The 15,560-nt window shown below is 34.7% G+C and carries 15 protein-coding genes and 1 pseudogene; 3 read left to right on the forward strand and 13 right to left on the reverse strand.

Translation table 11 applies throughout. The features are described 5' to 3' along the window. The 5 genes and pseudogenes from BM212_RS10165 to BM212_RS10185 form a co-directional block, all read right to left on the reverse strand. Positions 1-480: pseudogene (locus BM212_RS10165) on the reverse strand (IS30 family transposase); the annotation flags it as partial. 362 nt (positions 481-842) lie between these two features. Continuing rightward, entirely contained in the window at positions 843-1,055 is a 213-nt protein-coding gene (locus BM212_RS10170) for a nucleoside triphosphate pyrophosphohydrolase (protein ID WP_091898401.1), read from the reverse strand. 180 nt (positions 1,056-1,235) lie between these two features. Beyond that, a complete protein-coding gene (locus BM212_RS10175) occupies positions 1,236-1,622 on the reverse strand; it encodes a hypothetical protein (RefSeq protein WP_091898403.1) in 387 nt (128 codons plus the stop codon). Positions 1,623-1,900: 278 nt separating this feature from the next. Continuing rightward, the gene (locus BM212_RS10180) at positions 1,901-3,394 is read right to left on the reverse strand and encodes a methyl-accepting chemotaxis protein (RefSeq protein ID WP_245750962.1); all 1,494 of its coding nucleotides are present in this window, start codon (positions 3,392-3,394) and stop codon (positions 1,901-1,903) included. Beyond that, a complete protein-coding gene (locus BM212_RS10185; protein ID WP_177206433.1) occupies positions 3,379-3,582 on the reverse strand; it encodes an MCP four helix bundle domain-containing protein in 204 nt (67 codons plus the stop codon). Before BM212_RS10185 ends, BM212_RS10180 begins: the two co-directional genes overlap by 16 nt. A 362-nt stretch (positions 3,583-3,944) precedes the next feature. Here BM212_RS10185 and BM212_RS10190 point away from each other — a divergent pair, with 362 nt between their 5' ends. After that, positions 3,945-4,445, forward strand: a complete 501-nt coding sequence (locus tag BM212_RS10190) for a GNAT family N-acetyltransferase (RefSeq protein WP_091898409.1) — start codon at positions 3,945-3,947, stop codon at positions 4,443-4,445. A 351-nt stretch (positions 4,446-4,796) separates the two neighbouring features. Here BM212_RS10190 and BM212_RS10195 read toward each other — a convergent pair whose 3' ends face one another. From BM212_RS10195 to pdxS, 5 genes are all read right to left on the reverse strand, one after another. Then, the gene (locus BM212_RS10195) at positions 4,797-5,465 is read right to left on the reverse strand and encodes a haloacid dehalogenase type II (RefSeq protein WP_091898425.1); all 669 of its coding nucleotides are present in this window, start codon (positions 5,463-5,465) and stop codon (positions 4,797-4,799) included. Between the two features lie 170 nt (positions 5,466-5,635). Next, the gene (locus tag BM212_RS10200; protein WP_091898411.1) at positions 5,636-6,832 is read right to left on the reverse strand and encodes an ATP-binding protein; all 1,197 of its coding nucleotides are present in this window, start codon (positions 6,830-6,832) and stop codon (positions 5,636-5,638) included. Positions 6,833-7,011: 179 nt separating this feature from the next. After that, complete coding sequence (locus BM212_RS10205; protein WP_091898413.1) at positions 7,012-7,971, reverse strand: glutathione S-transferase family protein; 960 nt, start codon at positions 7,969-7,971, stop codon at positions 7,012-7,014. Between the two features lie 129 nt (positions 7,972-8,100). After that, the gene (gene pdxT, locus BM212_RS10210) at positions 8,101-8,673 is read right to left on the reverse strand and encodes a pyridoxal 5'-phosphate synthase glutaminase subunit PdxT (protein WP_091898415.1); all 573 of its coding nucleotides are present in this window, start codon (positions 8,671-8,673) and stop codon (positions 8,101-8,103) included. 1 nt (position 8,674) lies between these two features. Beyond that, entirely contained in the window at positions 8,675-9,565 is an 891-nt protein-coding gene (gene pdxS, locus BM212_RS10215) for a pyridoxal 5'-phosphate synthase lyase subunit PdxS (protein ID WP_091898417.1), read from the reverse strand. Positions 9,566-9,710: 145 nt separating this feature from the next. Here pdxS and BM212_RS10220 point away from each other — a divergent pair, with 145 nt between their 5' ends. Continuing rightward, complete coding sequence (locus BM212_RS10220; protein ID WP_091898419.1) at positions 9,711-11,114, forward strand: aminotransferase-like domain-containing protein; 1,404 nt, start codon at positions 9,711-9,713, stop codon at positions 11,112-11,114. A 44-nt stretch (positions 11,115-11,158) separates the two neighbouring features. Here BM212_RS10220 and BM212_RS10225 read toward each other — a convergent pair whose 3' ends face one another. From BM212_RS10225 to BM212_RS10235, 3 genes are all read right to left on the reverse strand, one after another. Beyond that, on the reverse strand, positions 11,159-12,892 hold the full coding sequence (locus BM212_RS10225) for a methyl-accepting chemotaxis protein (protein WP_177206434.1): 1,734 nt from the start codon (positions 12,890-12,892) through the stop codon (positions 11,159-11,161). A gap of 208 nt (positions 12,893-13,100) precedes the next feature. Further along, positions 13,101-13,760 (reverse strand): DUF1275 family protein, encoded by a 660-nt coding sequence (locus tag BM212_RS10230; protein ID WP_072693354.1) that lies wholly within the window; start codon positions 13,758-13,760, stop codon positions 13,101-13,103. A 240-nt stretch (positions 13,761-14,000) separates the two neighbouring features. Continuing rightward, positions 14,001-14,222, reverse strand: a complete 222-nt coding sequence (locus BM212_RS10235) for a hypothetical protein (protein ID WP_143744941.1) — start codon at positions 14,220-14,222, stop codon at positions 14,001-14,003. Between the two features lie 203 nt (positions 14,223-14,425). Here BM212_RS10235 and BM212_RS10240 point away from each other — a divergent pair, with 203 nt between their 5' ends. Further along, complete coding sequence (locus tag BM212_RS10240; RefSeq protein WP_218149712.1) at positions 14,426-14,752, forward strand: GNAT family N-acetyltransferase; 327 nt, start codon at positions 14,426-14,428, stop codon at positions 14,750-14,752. Positions 14,753-15,560: the final 808 nt, after the last annotated feature.

Here is a 15,560-nt window from a genome sequence, read left to right on the forward strand (position 1 = left end):
TACATTAGGGTGGTCAATTTTTCGTTGAGCAATATTCCGAGTGAAGGCTTGTTTTCCGCGTTTCTCCTTGTGCCCATTAGGTTTGCGTTTTCCTTTCATTGGAAGAAGGTGTTTATCAAACATCCCTTCTCTTGCCCGGCGATAAAGAGTAGTAGCCCCCATAGAAAAAGCAAGAAAGGTACTATCTGCTTTATGGTGATTGGCGATCATATCAAGTGACCACTTTTGACGAAGCAGATGTTCGACATGACCGTCTTCTTCAACAGAAAGTTTTAAACGTTTACGACCACAACGCGATTGTTTTGTCTTTCTCTGTTCCCAGAATTCTTTTGAATTTTTCCCAGTCTTAAAGAAATTGATCACATCATAAACCGGCTGTTTTTTGCCCATGATCTCAATAATTCTAGAAGTCGTTACATCTGCCAAATAATATTTTTCTATGAGGATGATATCATCCATGGTAAACTGTTTGTGAGCCATACGTGTTCCTTCTTCCTTGTAGATTTGGTGGTACAAACTACTTTAAGGGAACACGTGTGGTTTTTCAAATATCTTTTTCTAGTTTAATTATAAAATTCGCGTAAATTTAAACCAAATCAAATAACGCTAACTATTCGGAAGAGTTACTTACCGGTAGTTAGCGTTTTTATGTTTTGATCATATAAATTTGGCAGGTTACAAATCAATAAATTTTTTTATAACAACTTGGAATCTTTTATTACAGGACTTATGTAGTTAATTTTTACTAATTAAAAAAATCTGTTTTTAAATCCACCACGCTCTGATAACTTGTATTGACGTACTTCTTCAAGTTCTTGAACAGATCTATGATGTGACTTAACCTAGGAATGAATGACTTCAAGGATATCAGCCAGTTCCTCTACCGCATTGCTGTCATTGGTCGTTTCTAAGTATTCTTTTACTTCTTCTTTTAACTTTATCTTTAGTTGATCTGCATACTGATCTTCATCAAGGATTTTGTATTTACAGTTTTCTCCATTATCTTCAATCATTTCTGGGATTTTGTCTCTAACAAGTTTATTGAATGTCTCCATTTACTTTCAACTCCTCTATATTTTATTCACTTTGTTTTTTCAGTATTAATTCTAGTAGTTTAATGTCTCTAAAATAATGCGTTTATCTATAATAAAAATCTCAACAGACAGTATAAAAATCGATATGATTTCTATACTATCTGTTGAAAAATTATCGTTCATTTATTTGTCGGCTTGCTTTTAACCAGCTGCCACATAATTAAGGTGTGACCAATCAGTAGCATTCAGATGACGAACTTGTTTTTCATCCATTTCAAATAAATGAGAAACTTGTTCTTCAAGACGACTTGTATCTCTTGCGCTGAACGCAGCCATTTGAACAAAATCAAATACAGATTCGTGGAAAGCTCTTCTTCTGATATAATCTGCATCTGAAATGAGAAAGTAATCAGCCAGCACCATATCAGAGTAAATCATTTCTAATCGGTTCTCATCGTTTAACACTTTTAGTTCAAATACTAATTCTTGGGTTTCATGTTTTTGTTTTATTTTATTGAATAAGATTTTCATCGTTTGTTTACCAGGGGAGTGTTCCTCTGTCAGTAAAGTAATCACCTTTTTAGACATCTTAATCCCTCCATATTAACTTTATTTTGAAAACAGCTTTTCTGTTTTCATTAACAAATATGAGTTTACACCTTAGACCCCACTGTAAGTCAAGTATTTAGTTTTTACTAATTTTTCAAAAAATCTTCCGAGAACTTTTTATACGCTTTATCCATAATCGGAATAATTATATTCTGGACTAATTTATACTATTAAAAGACCTATAAACGCTAGATTAATTCTAACGTTTATAGGTCTTTTGCAGTTCATATTTATTACTTAACTTTTCAAAATTAATTTTAGATCTTAAATCGTTCAACAAGTTTACTTAACTTTTCTGCTAGTTTGGCTAGCTCTTCTGAACTAGAAGATACTTCTTGCATTGTACTGGTTGTTTGCTGCGCAGTGGCTGAAGTTTTTTCAATACCGGCAGCAGACTGTTCAGAAAGTCCTGCAATTTCTTCTATGTTAGTGTTCATATTTGCAGTTGTTGATTTATTGTCAGCCAATCTATTAGAAATATCTTTGATCGCATTCCCCATAGATTCAACTGAAGATGAAATTTTATTAAAGGTTTCTCCCGTCTGCTGAATTTGGATTGTGTCTTTTTCAACTTCTTCATATCCTGTTTCTAATTCAATAGCAACTTTCGAAGATTCACTTTGAATATTATTTACAATACGAGTAATATCTACCACTGATACAGACACTTGTTCTGCCAATTGTCTAATCTCATCTGCTACTACAGCAAATCCTTTCCCTTGTTCCCCGACTCTCGCCGCTTCAATAGCTGCATTAAGTGCTAAAAGGTTTGTTTGTTCAGCAACTGTTTCAATAACGCCTACTAACTTAGAGATTTCCCTAGACTTAACATCCAATTCTTTCACACCAAGAACTGAATTCTTCACAATACTATCAATCGACTTCATTTGCAAAACTGAATTAGACATCATTGATCTGCCATTTTTCGTCAGTGAGTAGACACCATTTGAAGTTTGATAGATTTTATCACTCTCTTTTGACGAGTCTTCGATTGTTTTAGCAAAATTCTGCATGTGTTCAGAAAATTTGCTGGTGTAATTCGCTTGTGCTTCTGATCCTGTAGCTAACTCCTGCATTGTAGCTGCAACTTGTTCTGCACCAACAACCACTTCGTTGGTTGATTGTGTTAATTCTTCACTTGAACTTAACACCTGCACTGTAGCATCTGCTACTGAATTTATTAATTTCTTCAATTCATTCTGCATCTGACTAGTCGCATTAATCAATAGTCCTATTTCATCTTTTCGTCTTGTCGTCTCAATTTGTTCTGTTAAATCCCCTTTAGATATTTTATCAAGATTATGAGAAACTTTTTTCAATGGAGTTCCGATAATACGTCCCATGAGTATTCCAATAACTACTGCAAAAATAGTTGCTAAAATACTTGTAAGAATGATTAAAAAACGATCAGCAGAGTACACCTTCTGATCATTCTTATAGGTTTCTGTTGCTAAAGCGTCTACTATGTCAATCAATTCTGATATATTCGTACTCGCTGCGGTATACGAATCCTGTCCTCTAGCTATTCCTTCTAATGTTTCTATGTACATTCCTGTTGATAAAGTTTCAACATTTTCTCTAGCAATTACTGCAAATTTCTGCCAGTTTTGTTTCAGTTCAGAAAATTTTTCGCTTTCTGCTTGTGTCATATCTCTATTTTCATACTCCGCTAAAAGAGTATCTAAGCGTTCAATATTCGCAATCGCTTTTTCAGTTCTTGCTGTATCCTCATTTGCTACTCCTGATAATATTTGTACTCGAGTATTTCCATTTTTTGCGCTATTTCTGTCAAAGTAATGGTTGGCTGCAACCTTTCGTTATATAGTTCGCTTGCATTTGAGTAAATTCTATTTAATCCTAGAAAGGACAACCCACCTAAGATAATGACTATAATAGCCAAAAATAAATAAGAAATAATTAATTTCGTAGTAATCTTCAATATTCTCCCTCCGTTTCTCTAATTTGTATAGCTGATATTTTAATCATTTTATTGAGGACTATACTATTATCAAAACGAAATACCGCTCATTAACATTAAAAACAATGCATTTTGTGAACAATTTATGGATAATTATTCTCAAAGTCATTTTTCATTAAATTATTCTTATTGAAAAGTTTGTTATAAGTTTAACAAGAACTTTTATTTCAATAGTGCATTCCTATTCAGCTAATTCTTAACAGTAATAATCTCTAAATCTTAATAATTTATAGACACTTTTTTTACAGTGTCTTTTTATTATTCCTTTACGTTTTCCTTACTCATTTCCTTTATAATCATAAAAAGATGAGAGGGGAATAACTATGACAGAAATTAAAGAATTAAAAGAAATAAAAACAAATCAGGATGAATTAGCAAGACTGTTTCAAGACGTTGTCGCTGCCGGAGCTTCCATGAATTTTTTATATCCTATGAGCTACGAAACTGCCTTTCGATACTGGAACAACGTCCTATCTGAGCATGTTCGTCTATTTGTTGCATTTGTAAACGACGAAATTGCGGGCACGGTACAGCTGCATCTCAGTGATAAAGAAAATGGACAGCACCGGGCTGAGATCGCTAAACTTATGACCCATCCCAATGCACGTAGAAAAGGTGTCGCAAAAGCATTACTAAAACATTCATTAAAAGTGGCTGAACAAGAAGGAAGAACGTTACTGCTACTGGATACCGAAAAAGACGGACCAGCAAATGCACTTTATCAGTCAGAAGGCTTTGTCCTCTATGGAGAAATCCCTTCCTACTCACAAGATCCATTTGGTATTTATAAAGATGGAAATTGTTATTATAAACTGTTGAAGTAATTATTTTACAGATCTTTAGAATAGATTTATTTTTTTGCTAACTATACCAGTTAGTTTGTTTTTTATACTATTAATTAAAAAGAAAATTTATTTACTATCGCTATACCTTAAAGTTTAAATATTAAGACTAGAGAATGTTTGGCTCTTGCAAAAAAATAGATCCTCCACTTTTCTGTTTAAAGTAGAGGATCTATTAAAGAAAAATAAATATAAAAGAATAGAAGATGTATGGAAAAGAAACCTGAATACTTATCCAATAAATTCGATGTGATGATAGTATACAAAATTATTTGTTTTTTATTGTAAATAGCTGATTAAATCCCTTTTCACCTATAATTACACATAGTCTTATTAATTCAATTTTATAATCTCTTCAACTACGTCCAATAAATTAGTGCTAGAAATATCTGGGTTTAAATAGTATGGATTATATTGATCTTTTTTGCGATTGATGTAAGCTGTGACCAGCCCAACTTTTTTAGCTCCGATTAAATCCCAGTCATGTGTCGCTACCATTACTGTTTCGTCAGCATTCACTTTTTCTTGCTTCAATACATATTGATAAATGTCCTTGAATGGCTTATATTTTTGTACGGCGTCTACTGAATAATACGAATCAAATAAGTTGATAAGCTTTGAATTCGTCAGCTGCTCTTTGACCATTTCATAAGAAGAATTCGTAACTGCAATAACTTTAATATTATTTTCTCGGAGTAGTTTCAATGCTTCTGACACATCATTGTATGCAGGTAATCTTTTAAATGAACCTAAGATATCTTTCTTAGTTTCATCCGTCAATTCTTTTTCATTCTCTAAAAAGAGACTCTCTAAAGCAGCTTCTGAAAGTTTTCCAAAGTCAGTGTATTCATCCATGGCGCCCATAACCGTAGAATAGTGAAGTACCTTAGCAAACCAATACTTAGGAATTGTTGGGTCCTCAAAATGCTTATCAAAATTTTCTTTTAACAGACTCAAATTCAGCAACGTTTCATTCATATCAAATAGTACTGTTTTTATCATCTCATTATTCCTCTCTAGTTTATCTTTGCTTCTTCGAATTTTAACATAAAAAGACATCTTTCCAGAACAGAAAGACATCTCCTTGTTAAACTTATATTTAATTGTCCAAACTAAAGTCCAGCTCCGGTCCTTTTGTCTGCACCCTTATTATTACTAAACAAAAAACAACATTATTCTTCGGACAACAACCAATCCACTATATAGATTATTGGTATACCATCTATTTGATTTATTTCATAATACCGACCCGTTATAACTATTTTCTTGTAATTATCTTTAATATTCAAAAGATTATCCGTTTCATGCATATTGTCCGGAAGCTCATATGCCACTTGAACATAAAGGGTTTCATCTAGTTTTCTAGCAATAAAATCAATTTCTTTACTGTCTAATTTACCTACATCCACTGTATATCCTCTTCTTAAGAGCTCAATATATACGATATTTTCTAAACGATTACTGTAATTTCCGTCTTTTCTTCCAATAGTATTCCTTCGAAGTCCAGAATCAACAATAAAATATTTACCATTTGTTCTAAGATATTCCCGACCTCTAATATCATATTGTTTGGCACGATAAAATAAATAGCCATTTTCAAGTAAATCTAAGTATCGATTCACGGTGTGAACTGTTGTATTGATGCCTTCATTTTTTAGAGTATTTACAATCTTAGATGCATTAACTAGCTGGCCTACATTGTCGGCTATAAAACTTATAATCGACTTCAATGCTGTAGCATCTTTAACTCCCGCTCTTAAGGCTACATCATTTAATACGATCGTATCGAATATACCCGATAGGATTGTATCTTTAATAGATTCTTCAGCAATGACCACGCTGGGAAAACCCCCGTATTTCTCATATTCACTATAAGCACTATCTATTTTACGAGAATTTATTTCAATTTTATTTGCACTTAAGAATTCAAGAAATGAAAATGGATAGATTGGCACCTCAATATAACGACCACTTAAAAGTGTTGCCAATTCACCTGAAAGCATATTTGCATTTGAACCTGTAATGACAATATCGCTCTTAAAACTTACTCGAAGGCCATTGATTACTCGTTGCCAGCCATCAACAGCCTGAATCTCATCGAATAAAAAGTAGACTTTCTCATTATCTTCTGGTATAAGTTGATCCAGTTTTCTACGAAACTTATCTTCAGTCGTTATTGTCTGATAATCATAGCTTTCAAAATTCATATAGATAATATGATCATCTTTTACGTTTTCATTTTTCAGATATTCTTTATAAAGCATTAATAATACCGACTTTCCTGAACGGCGCACACCAGTAATAACTTTAATAAAGTCAGAATCTTTAAACTTAATTAATTGATTTAAATACACTGGTCTCTGAAACACCTGACTTCCTCCTTCACTGTCAACTTATATTCATTTACTATTCTACATAAATTTGAACCAAACTTCAAATTTACGTTAATTATATAATTAATTGAAGTTTGTTTTAAGTATAGTGCTTATAAAAAAATAAAAAAGATATCTCTCAAAAATAGAAAGATATCTTTCAGTTATACTTATATTTAATTATCCAAACTAAAGTCTAGCTCCGGTCCTTTTGGTACGATGCCGTTCGGATTGATTTGTTTGTGACTACGGTAGTAATGTTTCTTGATATGATTGAAATCGACTGTTTTTTTGACACCCGGTTCATTGTACAGTTCCCTTGTATAACGCCAAAGATTTTTATAGTCGACGATTCTTCTGATATTACATTTGAAATGTCCGTGATAAGCACTATCAAAGCGAATCAACGTGGTAAACAAGCGCCAGTCTGCTTCAGTGATCTGGTTCCCTACTAAAAAGCGGCTTCCCTCTAACCGCTCTTCTATTTCATCTAAAGCATCAAATAGCTTGGTAACTTCTTTTTCATAAACTTCCTGGCTTGTTGCAAATCCTGCTTTGTAAACACCATTATTGATAGCCCCATAAACTTTTTCATTGATCTTATCGATCTCCGGTATCAAGTCTTCCGGAAGATAATTTCTGTCATTTGCACCTACTTCATCAAAAGCTGAATTCAGCATACGGATAATATCGGCTGATTCATTATTAACGATTTTGTCTTGTTTCAAGTCATATAACACTGGTACTGTAACATGTCCACTATATTCCGGATCAACTTTTTTATAGATTTCATACAAATAACCGGCATCCATAACCGGGTCAGGAACAACCCCTTCTTCTGGTTCAAAGGTCCATCCATGTTCCCCCATCAATGTATTAACCACAGATAGTGAGATCAGATCCTCTAATCCTTTTAAGCTGCGCATAATCAATGCACGGCTTGCCCAAGGACATGCTAAAGATACATATAAGTGATAACGATCTGGTTCTGCCTTGAAACCGCCTTCGCCAGTTGGTCCGGCACTCCCATCTTTTGTGATCCAATTTCTAAACTGTGAATCTTGGCGAATAAATTCACCTTCCTCATTATTATAATCCCACTTGTCATACCACTTTCCTTTTACCAATATCCCCATAAGCGACTCCTTTCGATTCGAATATTAAATTCAAAGAATTGATTTCTATATCTAGTATAAATCTCGAAATCAAAATAAACAAATCACTTTGTTTGTCTCTACAGTGAACTTAAATTTCTAAAAGAGTCTTTAAACTATTTTTTCTAAAAAATAAGTCAAAACAGCGTAATCTTCTGTTAGTTCAGGATGATGAGCCGTCACTAGTACATTCCCTTGTTCGGCAGCTACAATTTTCTGATCTACTGTTGCGAGCACCTTGACTTTAGGTCCAACAGATTCAATATAAGGAGCACGAATAAATACTGCTTCTACTTTGCGGTCGATTCCTGAAAAATCAAGATAGGTTTCAAAACTGGCAATTTGTCTTCCAAATCCATTTCGTTCTACTTCCATCTCAATAAATCCTAGGCGCAGATCTTCTGTAACATGACTTTTATCTGTACTGCATAAAATCAGTCCGGCACACGTTCCAAAGATAGCTTTCTCTTCTTGATAAAATGTTCTCAGTACGTCTTCCAGTCCTTGTTCACGAATCAAACGACCAATAGCTGTGGATTCTCCACCTGGAATAATCAGACCATCTAATCCAACAAAATCTTCCGCTGTTTTCACAGATACTGCGTTTACACCTAAATTTCTTAAAGCAATAAGATGTTCCGCAACTGCTCCCTGCAGATCCAATACGCCTACAACTTTATTCATTTTATAACCCTCTATCCTGCATTCGCTCTTCTGATTGTAAGTGACTAATTTCGATTCCTTTCATTGGTTCCCCTAAATCTTTAGATAATTCAGCCAATAATTCGTAATCTTCAAAATTAGTTGTTGCTTGAACAATAGCACGAGCAAATTTTTCTGGTGACTCAGATTTAAAAATACCTGAACCGACAAAGACACCATCTGCTCCAAGGCTCATCATCAATGCAGCATCAGCCGGAGTAGCCACACCCCCTGCAGCAAAGTTAACCACAGGCAATGCCCCCAATTCTTTTACTTCTCTCACTAATTCATAGGGTGCCCCAATGTCTTTGGCAAATGTCATTAATTCATCATTTGATTTAGTAGAGAGTACATTTATCTGACTATTTACTTTTCTCATATGGCGAACAGCTTCCACTATATTCCCAGTTCCCGGTTCGCCTTTTGTTCTCAGCATTGAAGCCCCTTCACCAATTCGTCTTAAAGCTTCTCCTAAATCTCGGCAGCCACAGACAAACGGCACTACGTATTCTGATTTCAGTAAATGATATTCTTCATCTGCCGGAGTCAGAACTTCACTTTCATCAATATAATCGACGCCCATTGCTTCCAGAATTCTTGCTTCAGAGATATGTCCAATACGCGCTTTTGCCATTACTGGAATGCTGACTGCATTCATCACTTCTTCAACAATTGTAGGGTTAGCCATGCGTGCAACACCACCAGCTTTTCGTATATCAGATGGTACACGTTCCAGCGCCATAACCGCAACCGCTCCAGCAGCTTCTGCTATTCTAGCTTGTTCTGCATTTACCACGTCCATAATGACGCCGCCCTTTTGCATTTGTGCCATTCCACGTTTCACTCTTGAACTGCCAATTATCTTTTCACTCATTCTATTTCCTCCTAGATTATTCTCTAACATCTGTATTGATTGATAGTATACGCAAAAGAAAAAGAACAGGCTACATCCAATTGGACTATAATTAAACCATCCAATTTATGGTAAAATAGTTATGCACCTGAAAGGAGTTTGTCTTATGAACAAATGGATGATTAGCAAAGTCAGCAGTTTAGCACTTTACCAGGAAATCATGTTATTGATAGAAGAAAAAATCAAATCGGGAGAACTAGCGCCGGGAACTCGGATTCCTGCAGAGAGAAAACTGGCCGAAGAATTAGATGTAAATCGTTCTACAGTGATTCGTGCAATGGAGGAACTGACCGCCCAAGGAGTTCTGACTAGAAAAAAAGGCAGTGGAACCTATGTCAATCCTGATAAGTGGGGACTTCAGACAAAACCTACCATTAACTGGGGAACTTCCCTGACGACTGATAATTTAAAAAGGAAAAGTACTTATCAACTAGCCGCTGATCAGTTGAAAGCAAAGTATCCCGAAAAGATCATGGATTTATCTAACGGTTCTCTTCCTTCTGATTTATTGCCTGAACTTCATTCCCCCAATCTATCCTGGAAAGAACTCGTTCAGCAGGAAAAAGAACAGACTCTTATCAATAATGGTATGTATGCTTTACGAGAAAGTGTTCAGCTACATCTGAGAAACACCTATCAAATGACTATACCGTTAGAAGAAATCCTAATCACTTCTGGGACGCAAAATGCCTTATTTCTGATTACACAAGGATTATTGAAACCTGGAGATGCTGTCGGAATTGAAGCCCCATCTTATTTTTATTCCCTTCGTTTATTTCAAGCAGCTGGTCTTCGCATTGTACCCATACCAATGGATAAAGAAGGAATGTCCGTTAAAGGATTACAAGAAGCTTCGTTAAATCATCCTTTAAAGATGGTTTTTCTAAATCCTATCTTTCAGAATCCCACAGGCTTAGTCATGAGTGCTAAAAGAAAAAAAGAAATTCTAGATTATTGTTTGATGAAACGCATTCCAATTGTAGAAGATGATGCTTATAGTGGATTATCTTTTAAAAAGTCTGTGGATAATACACCTCTGAAAAAGATGGATCAACAGCAACAGGTTATCTATTTAGGTACTTTATCAAAATTGGCTGGACATCATTTACGTGTGGGCTGGATGGTTGGTCCTCAAACTGTTTTGAATGACTTGGCAGATATTCGAGTTCAAATTGACTCCGAGCTAAGTTTTCTTCCTCAATTTATGGCTGATTACTTCTTACGAACCGGTATGGATAAACATCAGGAATATATTCGCGAGAAATTAATAGAAAGAGCACATAATTTAGAAGAGTGGTTGCGCTCAGAATTTGGAGAGGAAATAGAATTCCAACCTGCAAAAGGTGGCTTCCATCTTTATTGTCGCTTTCCTAAAAAAACAAAAGCAGAAGTTGATGGAATTCTGATAGAGTTATTGCAAAAAGGGATAATCGTTTTAGAAGGAGAGAAATTCGGTGACCACAATAATGGATTCCGACTCAGCTTTAGTCATCTTAAAGAAAATTTATAAAAAAACTCGTACACTTCAGTACGAGTTTTTTTCTATTTAAATGATTATACTGTAAATTTTTCAACTACAAGATTCAATTCTTCTGCAAGTTTAGCAAGTTCCTCAGAACTAGATGAAACTTCTTGCATCGTGCTAGTCGTTTGCTGGGAAGAAGCTGAAGTCTGTTCTATTCCTGCAGCTGATTCTTCAGAAAGACTGGCAATTTCTCCTAATTTAGAATTCATTTGGAACGTAGTTGCTTTATTTTCCGTTAATTTCTCAGAAATCTCTTTTATAGCATTACCCATTGTATTGATTGAAGAAGAAATTTTATTGAATGTTTCTCCCATTTGTTGAATTTGAGACGTTCCTTTTTCAACTTCTGCATATCCAGTTTCTAAATTTGTAACTACTTTAGAAGATTCTGATTGAATGTCATTTACAATATCTGTAATATCTACAACTGACACAGATACTTGCTCAGCTAACTTTCTTATTTCATCTGCGACAACAGCAAAGCCTTTTCCTTGCTCTCCGACTCTGGCTGCTTCAATTGCAGCATTAAGAGCTAGTAAATTTGTCTGCTCAGCAATCTCTTCAATTACATTAACAAGTTTGGATATTTTATTTGATTTATTGTCTAATTCTTTAACACCCGTTACTGAGTTTTTGACAATATCATCAATTGTACGCATTTGCTGAACAGAGTTGTCCATTTTATCTTTACCATCTTCAGTTAACGAATGGACCTGATTAGAAGTTCTATAAACCTGATCACTTTGTCTTGAGGACTCTTCAATCGTTTTAGCGAAACCGTTCATACTGTCCGCCAAATCACTTGAGTAGCCTGCTTGAGTTTCTGATCCTGTTGCCAGTTCCTGCATAGTTACGGCAATCTGTTCAGCACCTGTTACAACTTCATTTGTAGATTGGGTTAATTCTTCGCTTGAACTTAATACTCGCATCGTTGCATCGGATACAGCCTCAATCAATATTTTCAACTCATGTTGCATCTGTCTAGTTGTATTGACCAAAATGCCGATTTCATCTTTACGGTTAGTTTTTTTTATATCTTCGGTCAGATCGCCATGCGCGATTTTTGAAAGTTTCCCTGAAATATCTTTCAGTGGAGAACCAATAAGTCTTCCCATAAGTATCCCTATAGCGATTGCAAATACAGTTGCTATAACGCTGGCGATAATAATGATCCACCTAAGCGTTGAGAAAACATTTTGGTTGGTTTCATACTCGCTCAAAGCTAGATTATCTACTATATCAATCAACTCTGTTACATTGGTACTTGTAGCACTATATGATACCTCTGCGTTTCTCAAACCTTCTAACGTTTCATCGTATAATTGAGCGGATAAAGTTTCGACATTTCCTCTAACATTTTCAGAGAAAATTTCCCAATTACTTTGTAGTTCCGTAAACTTTGCTTCTTCCTCTTCTCCCATATTTCTATTTTGATATTCTTCCAGAAGAATATCTATACGGTCAAGGTCCATTAAAGCTATCTTACCACTCGCAGGGTCTTCATAGGCCACTCCTGATGTCATCTGTACTCGAGTATTTTCTATTTTTTGAGCAATCTCAGTTAGGGTAATAGTAGGTTGTAGACGATCATTATATAAATCGCTGGACCCTTCATTAATAGTATGTAGTCCAAAGTAGGACAATGTACCTAAAAGTATAACAATAATAGCTAAAGTTAAATAAGAAATGATCAATTTTGCAGTGATTCTCACATTTTTCCCTCCGGTATCTCTTTTATAATTAATAATGATACTTAATTCCATGACGGCAACCTTACTATTATCGGTCATGGAACAAATACATTAATAGCAAAACCGACAGATAATGTGAAATCATTTTTTGTTATTGGATGTTATCTAGACATTTAGAAAATAATACAAAAAAGCTGCCCACTATAGAAAGCTATAAACGACTTCTTAAAATAACTTATATCAATCAATCAATATTATATAATGATAAATTTTATAGATTTCACACTAATTGATCATGACGTAAATCAATCAAAAGATTTAAAGTCAAAGGAATTAGGCAAAGAAAGATGCTCTGCGCTCCAAATAGGTAGGTCAAAGCAATACCTGTTAAAACGCCTACATGATAGTAGAGCAATGTATACGTATAAAACAGTCCTTTTGTTTTACTTTCAGCTTTAGCTGTTATTTTATAATCCGTCCAGGCGCTAATGCATTGTCTTATATTTCCTGTTGAAAAGAGCGTTGGACTGACATATTTTCTTGTTCCATTAAACATTCCCCATTGAAAAGCCGTCAGCGCGAACAACGGAAGGAGGGCCAATAAGTCATTAGCACCATTAGGTATAAGCCCAATAGCACAAACGCCTACTATTTCCACCAGTAAACAGATCTTGATCGACTGAAGCGTATATTTATCTTTAACATAAAATGATAGCATTAAGAATAAAATAAATAAAAATAGCGCTAAAGTTCTAAAAAGTATGTCAATTAGATTGAACGCACTGACATTAATAAAAAGTTGAATCAAATTAGCTGTCTGAGCAGATCCGAAATTCCCTCTTAACAGTAGTGCGTAGCTCCCGAAGAAACCGCCAAGCATACACATGGAGTAGTGGATATAGTTTTCATAACTCTGAACTTTCGTAATCGATATTTTCATTTAATAGATTCCCTCAAATCTGGTCGGTCTTGATTGAACCTTCTATTCACTTTCTTCATTCTCTATCAAAATTCTTACTACTTATTATTTGATGACTCTCGTCTCCCAAACATTAGCCGGAAAATATAATAGAAATAAAGATGAAGTGAGCGATAACAGCCTCAACTTCATCTATTAGATTCTTTTAATGAGCAGAAAAAAGCTCTTTTTCTATAAGAGTTGGATTAGCGCATCTTATTTTTATAATTGATCCATATATTCATCGTCATTTTTATGAATCTTTTCACTATTTGCTTTATATATATCTAAGAACTGACGTAATACTAGCATACCATAAATAATAGCTACTATAGCAATAACAACGAGTATAATTATTAGAATCTGCAAAATAAAGCTTGATAATAATGTGGCTTCCAACCATTGGAACGCTCCAGTCGGATCCATACCTATCGTATCGTTCATCATTATTTTCACCCACTTTCCACTAAATTAAGCGTAAAGAATATAGAAGGTGTAGTCAAATAGTAGACAAAACTTTATGACATCTAAAATTTAGTCACTTAATCCGAAAAGTAATTTTATATGAGATATACTCTTTCTTGGTAGCTGTTTAAAACCTGGACTTGTTTGTTCTATACTCTATTTATAGAAAGGAGTCCATGTTTATGGTAGAGATCAAAAAAATCCAAGTAGAAGAAACTTATCCTATTCGTCATCACATATTAAGACCACACCAGTCTTTTGATGCTTGCAAATATGAAACAGATCATCTGGAAACCACATTCCATATTGGCGCTTTTATAGAGAAGAAATTAGTGTCAATCGCTTCCTTTTCAATAGAAGTCCATCCTGACTTGCCCGGATACCGCCATTACCGTTTAAGAGCTATGGCAACTCTTCCAGAATATCGCAGAAATCATATTGGCAAATCCATAGTGATCTCAGCAGAGGCTGAATTGAAGAGTAAGCATATAGATTACCTGTGGGTGTAAAGGACGAACGAACGCGAAATCTTACTATGAACAGATCGGCTTCAAAGCTGTTGGAGAACCCTTTGATTACCCTGATTTAGGCCCGCATGTACTGATGGTCAAAGAACTGTAGTTTTTTCAAAATAACTTATAAGGATACTTCTTTTATCTTATTTTGACAAATAGAGATTGTGGGAGTTTCACTTTGGTTAAGTTTACCAGTATTCACATTTTCTATAAAAAGGCACTCCTTCGTTTGACTGAAGGAGCGCCTTTTTTGAAATTAAGTCACTTTAAAAACTATTCTTAATTTTCAAGTATTATTCTTACTATAATTGCTAACATATATAGTTTTTTATAAAAAATAAATCTAGGTAAATAATCCTTTTATATATTCATAAACTTGTTCATCCGAAAAAAATTGCAGGACATTTTCATCTTGTATTTCCATATTATTTACATTATAAAATATAGCTTTCCAGTCATTTTGATTATTTCGCGCTCACAGGTCCATCAATATCCAATCCGAGTCCACCAATTCACGAATCAAGTCCTCCTCTGTTATCTGCTCGAATTTGCACTTCAAGGCAATCAATTCGCACATCAAGTCCACTTACTAGTCTCTTTTATGTATAGTAATTTTAGAAGGTAAAACTTCTAAAAAATACATGAAGGAGGCTATTTTTATGGCCAGAAAGATTCCAGTGAAGTTAGTGATGCAGTATCGAGATCAAGGTTTTTCTCGAAACATGATTGCTAAAACACAGAAAGTAGGACGTAGTTCAGTTAGTGATGTCTTCCAACGAGCAGATCGATTTAATCTCTCCTA

The sequence above is a fragment of the Marinilactibacillus piezotolerans genome, from assembly GCF_900114235.1.
In the GTDB taxonomy this organism is placed as follows: Bacteria; Bacillota; Bacilli; order Lactobacillales; family Carnobacteriaceae_A; genus Marinilactibacillus; species Marinilactibacillus piezotolerans.

Bases quoted from the DNA above. Each gene is read 5' to 3' on its own strand.
- BM212_RS10190 (WP_091898409.1), top strand. From the start codon at position 3,945: ATGACAGAAATTAAAGAATTAAAAGAAATAAAAACAAATCAGGATGAA.
- BM212_RS10230 (WP_072693354.1), bottom strand. From the start codon at position 13,760: ATGAAAATATCGATTACGAAAGTTCAGAGTTATGAAAACTATATCCAC.
- BM212_RS10205 (WP_091898413.1), bottom strand. From the start codon at position 7,971: ATGGGGATATTGGTAAAAGGAAAGTGGTATGACAAGTGGGATTATAAT.
- BM212_RS10240 (WP_218149712.1), top strand. From the start codon at position 14,426: ATGGTAGAGATCAAAAAAATCCAAGTAGAAGAAACTTATCCTATTCGT.
- BM212_RS10195 (WP_091898425.1), bottom strand. From the start codon at position 5,465: ATGATAAAAACAGTACTATTTGATATGAATGAAACGTTGCTGAATTTG.
- BM212_RS10220 (WP_091898419.1), top strand. From the start codon at position 9,711: ATGAACAAATGGATGATTAGCAAAGTCAGCAGTTTAGCACTTTACCAG.
- pdxT (WP_091898415.1), bottom strand. From the start codon at position 8,673: ATGAATAAAGTTGTAGGCGTATTGGATCTGCAGGGAGCAGTTGCGGAA.
- BM212_RS10170 (WP_091898401.1), bottom strand. From the start codon at position 1,055: ATGGAGACATTCAATAAACTTGTTAGAGACAAAATCCCAGAAATGATT.
- pdxS (WP_091898417.1), bottom strand. From the start codon at position 9,565: ATGAGTGAAAAGATAATTGGCAGTTCAAGAGTGAAACGTGGAATGGCA.
- BM212_RS10175 (WP_091898403.1), bottom strand. From the start codon at position 1,622: ATGTCTAAAAAGGTGATTACTTTACTGACAGAGGAACACTCCCCTGGT.
- BM212_RS10225 (WP_177206434.1), bottom strand. From the start codon at position 12,892: ATGGAATTAAGTATCATTATTAATTATAAAAGAGATACCGGAGGGAAA.
- BM212_RS10235 (WP_143744941.1), bottom strand. From the start codon at position 14,222: ATGAACGATACGATAGGTATGGATCCGACTGGAGCGTTCCAATGGTTG.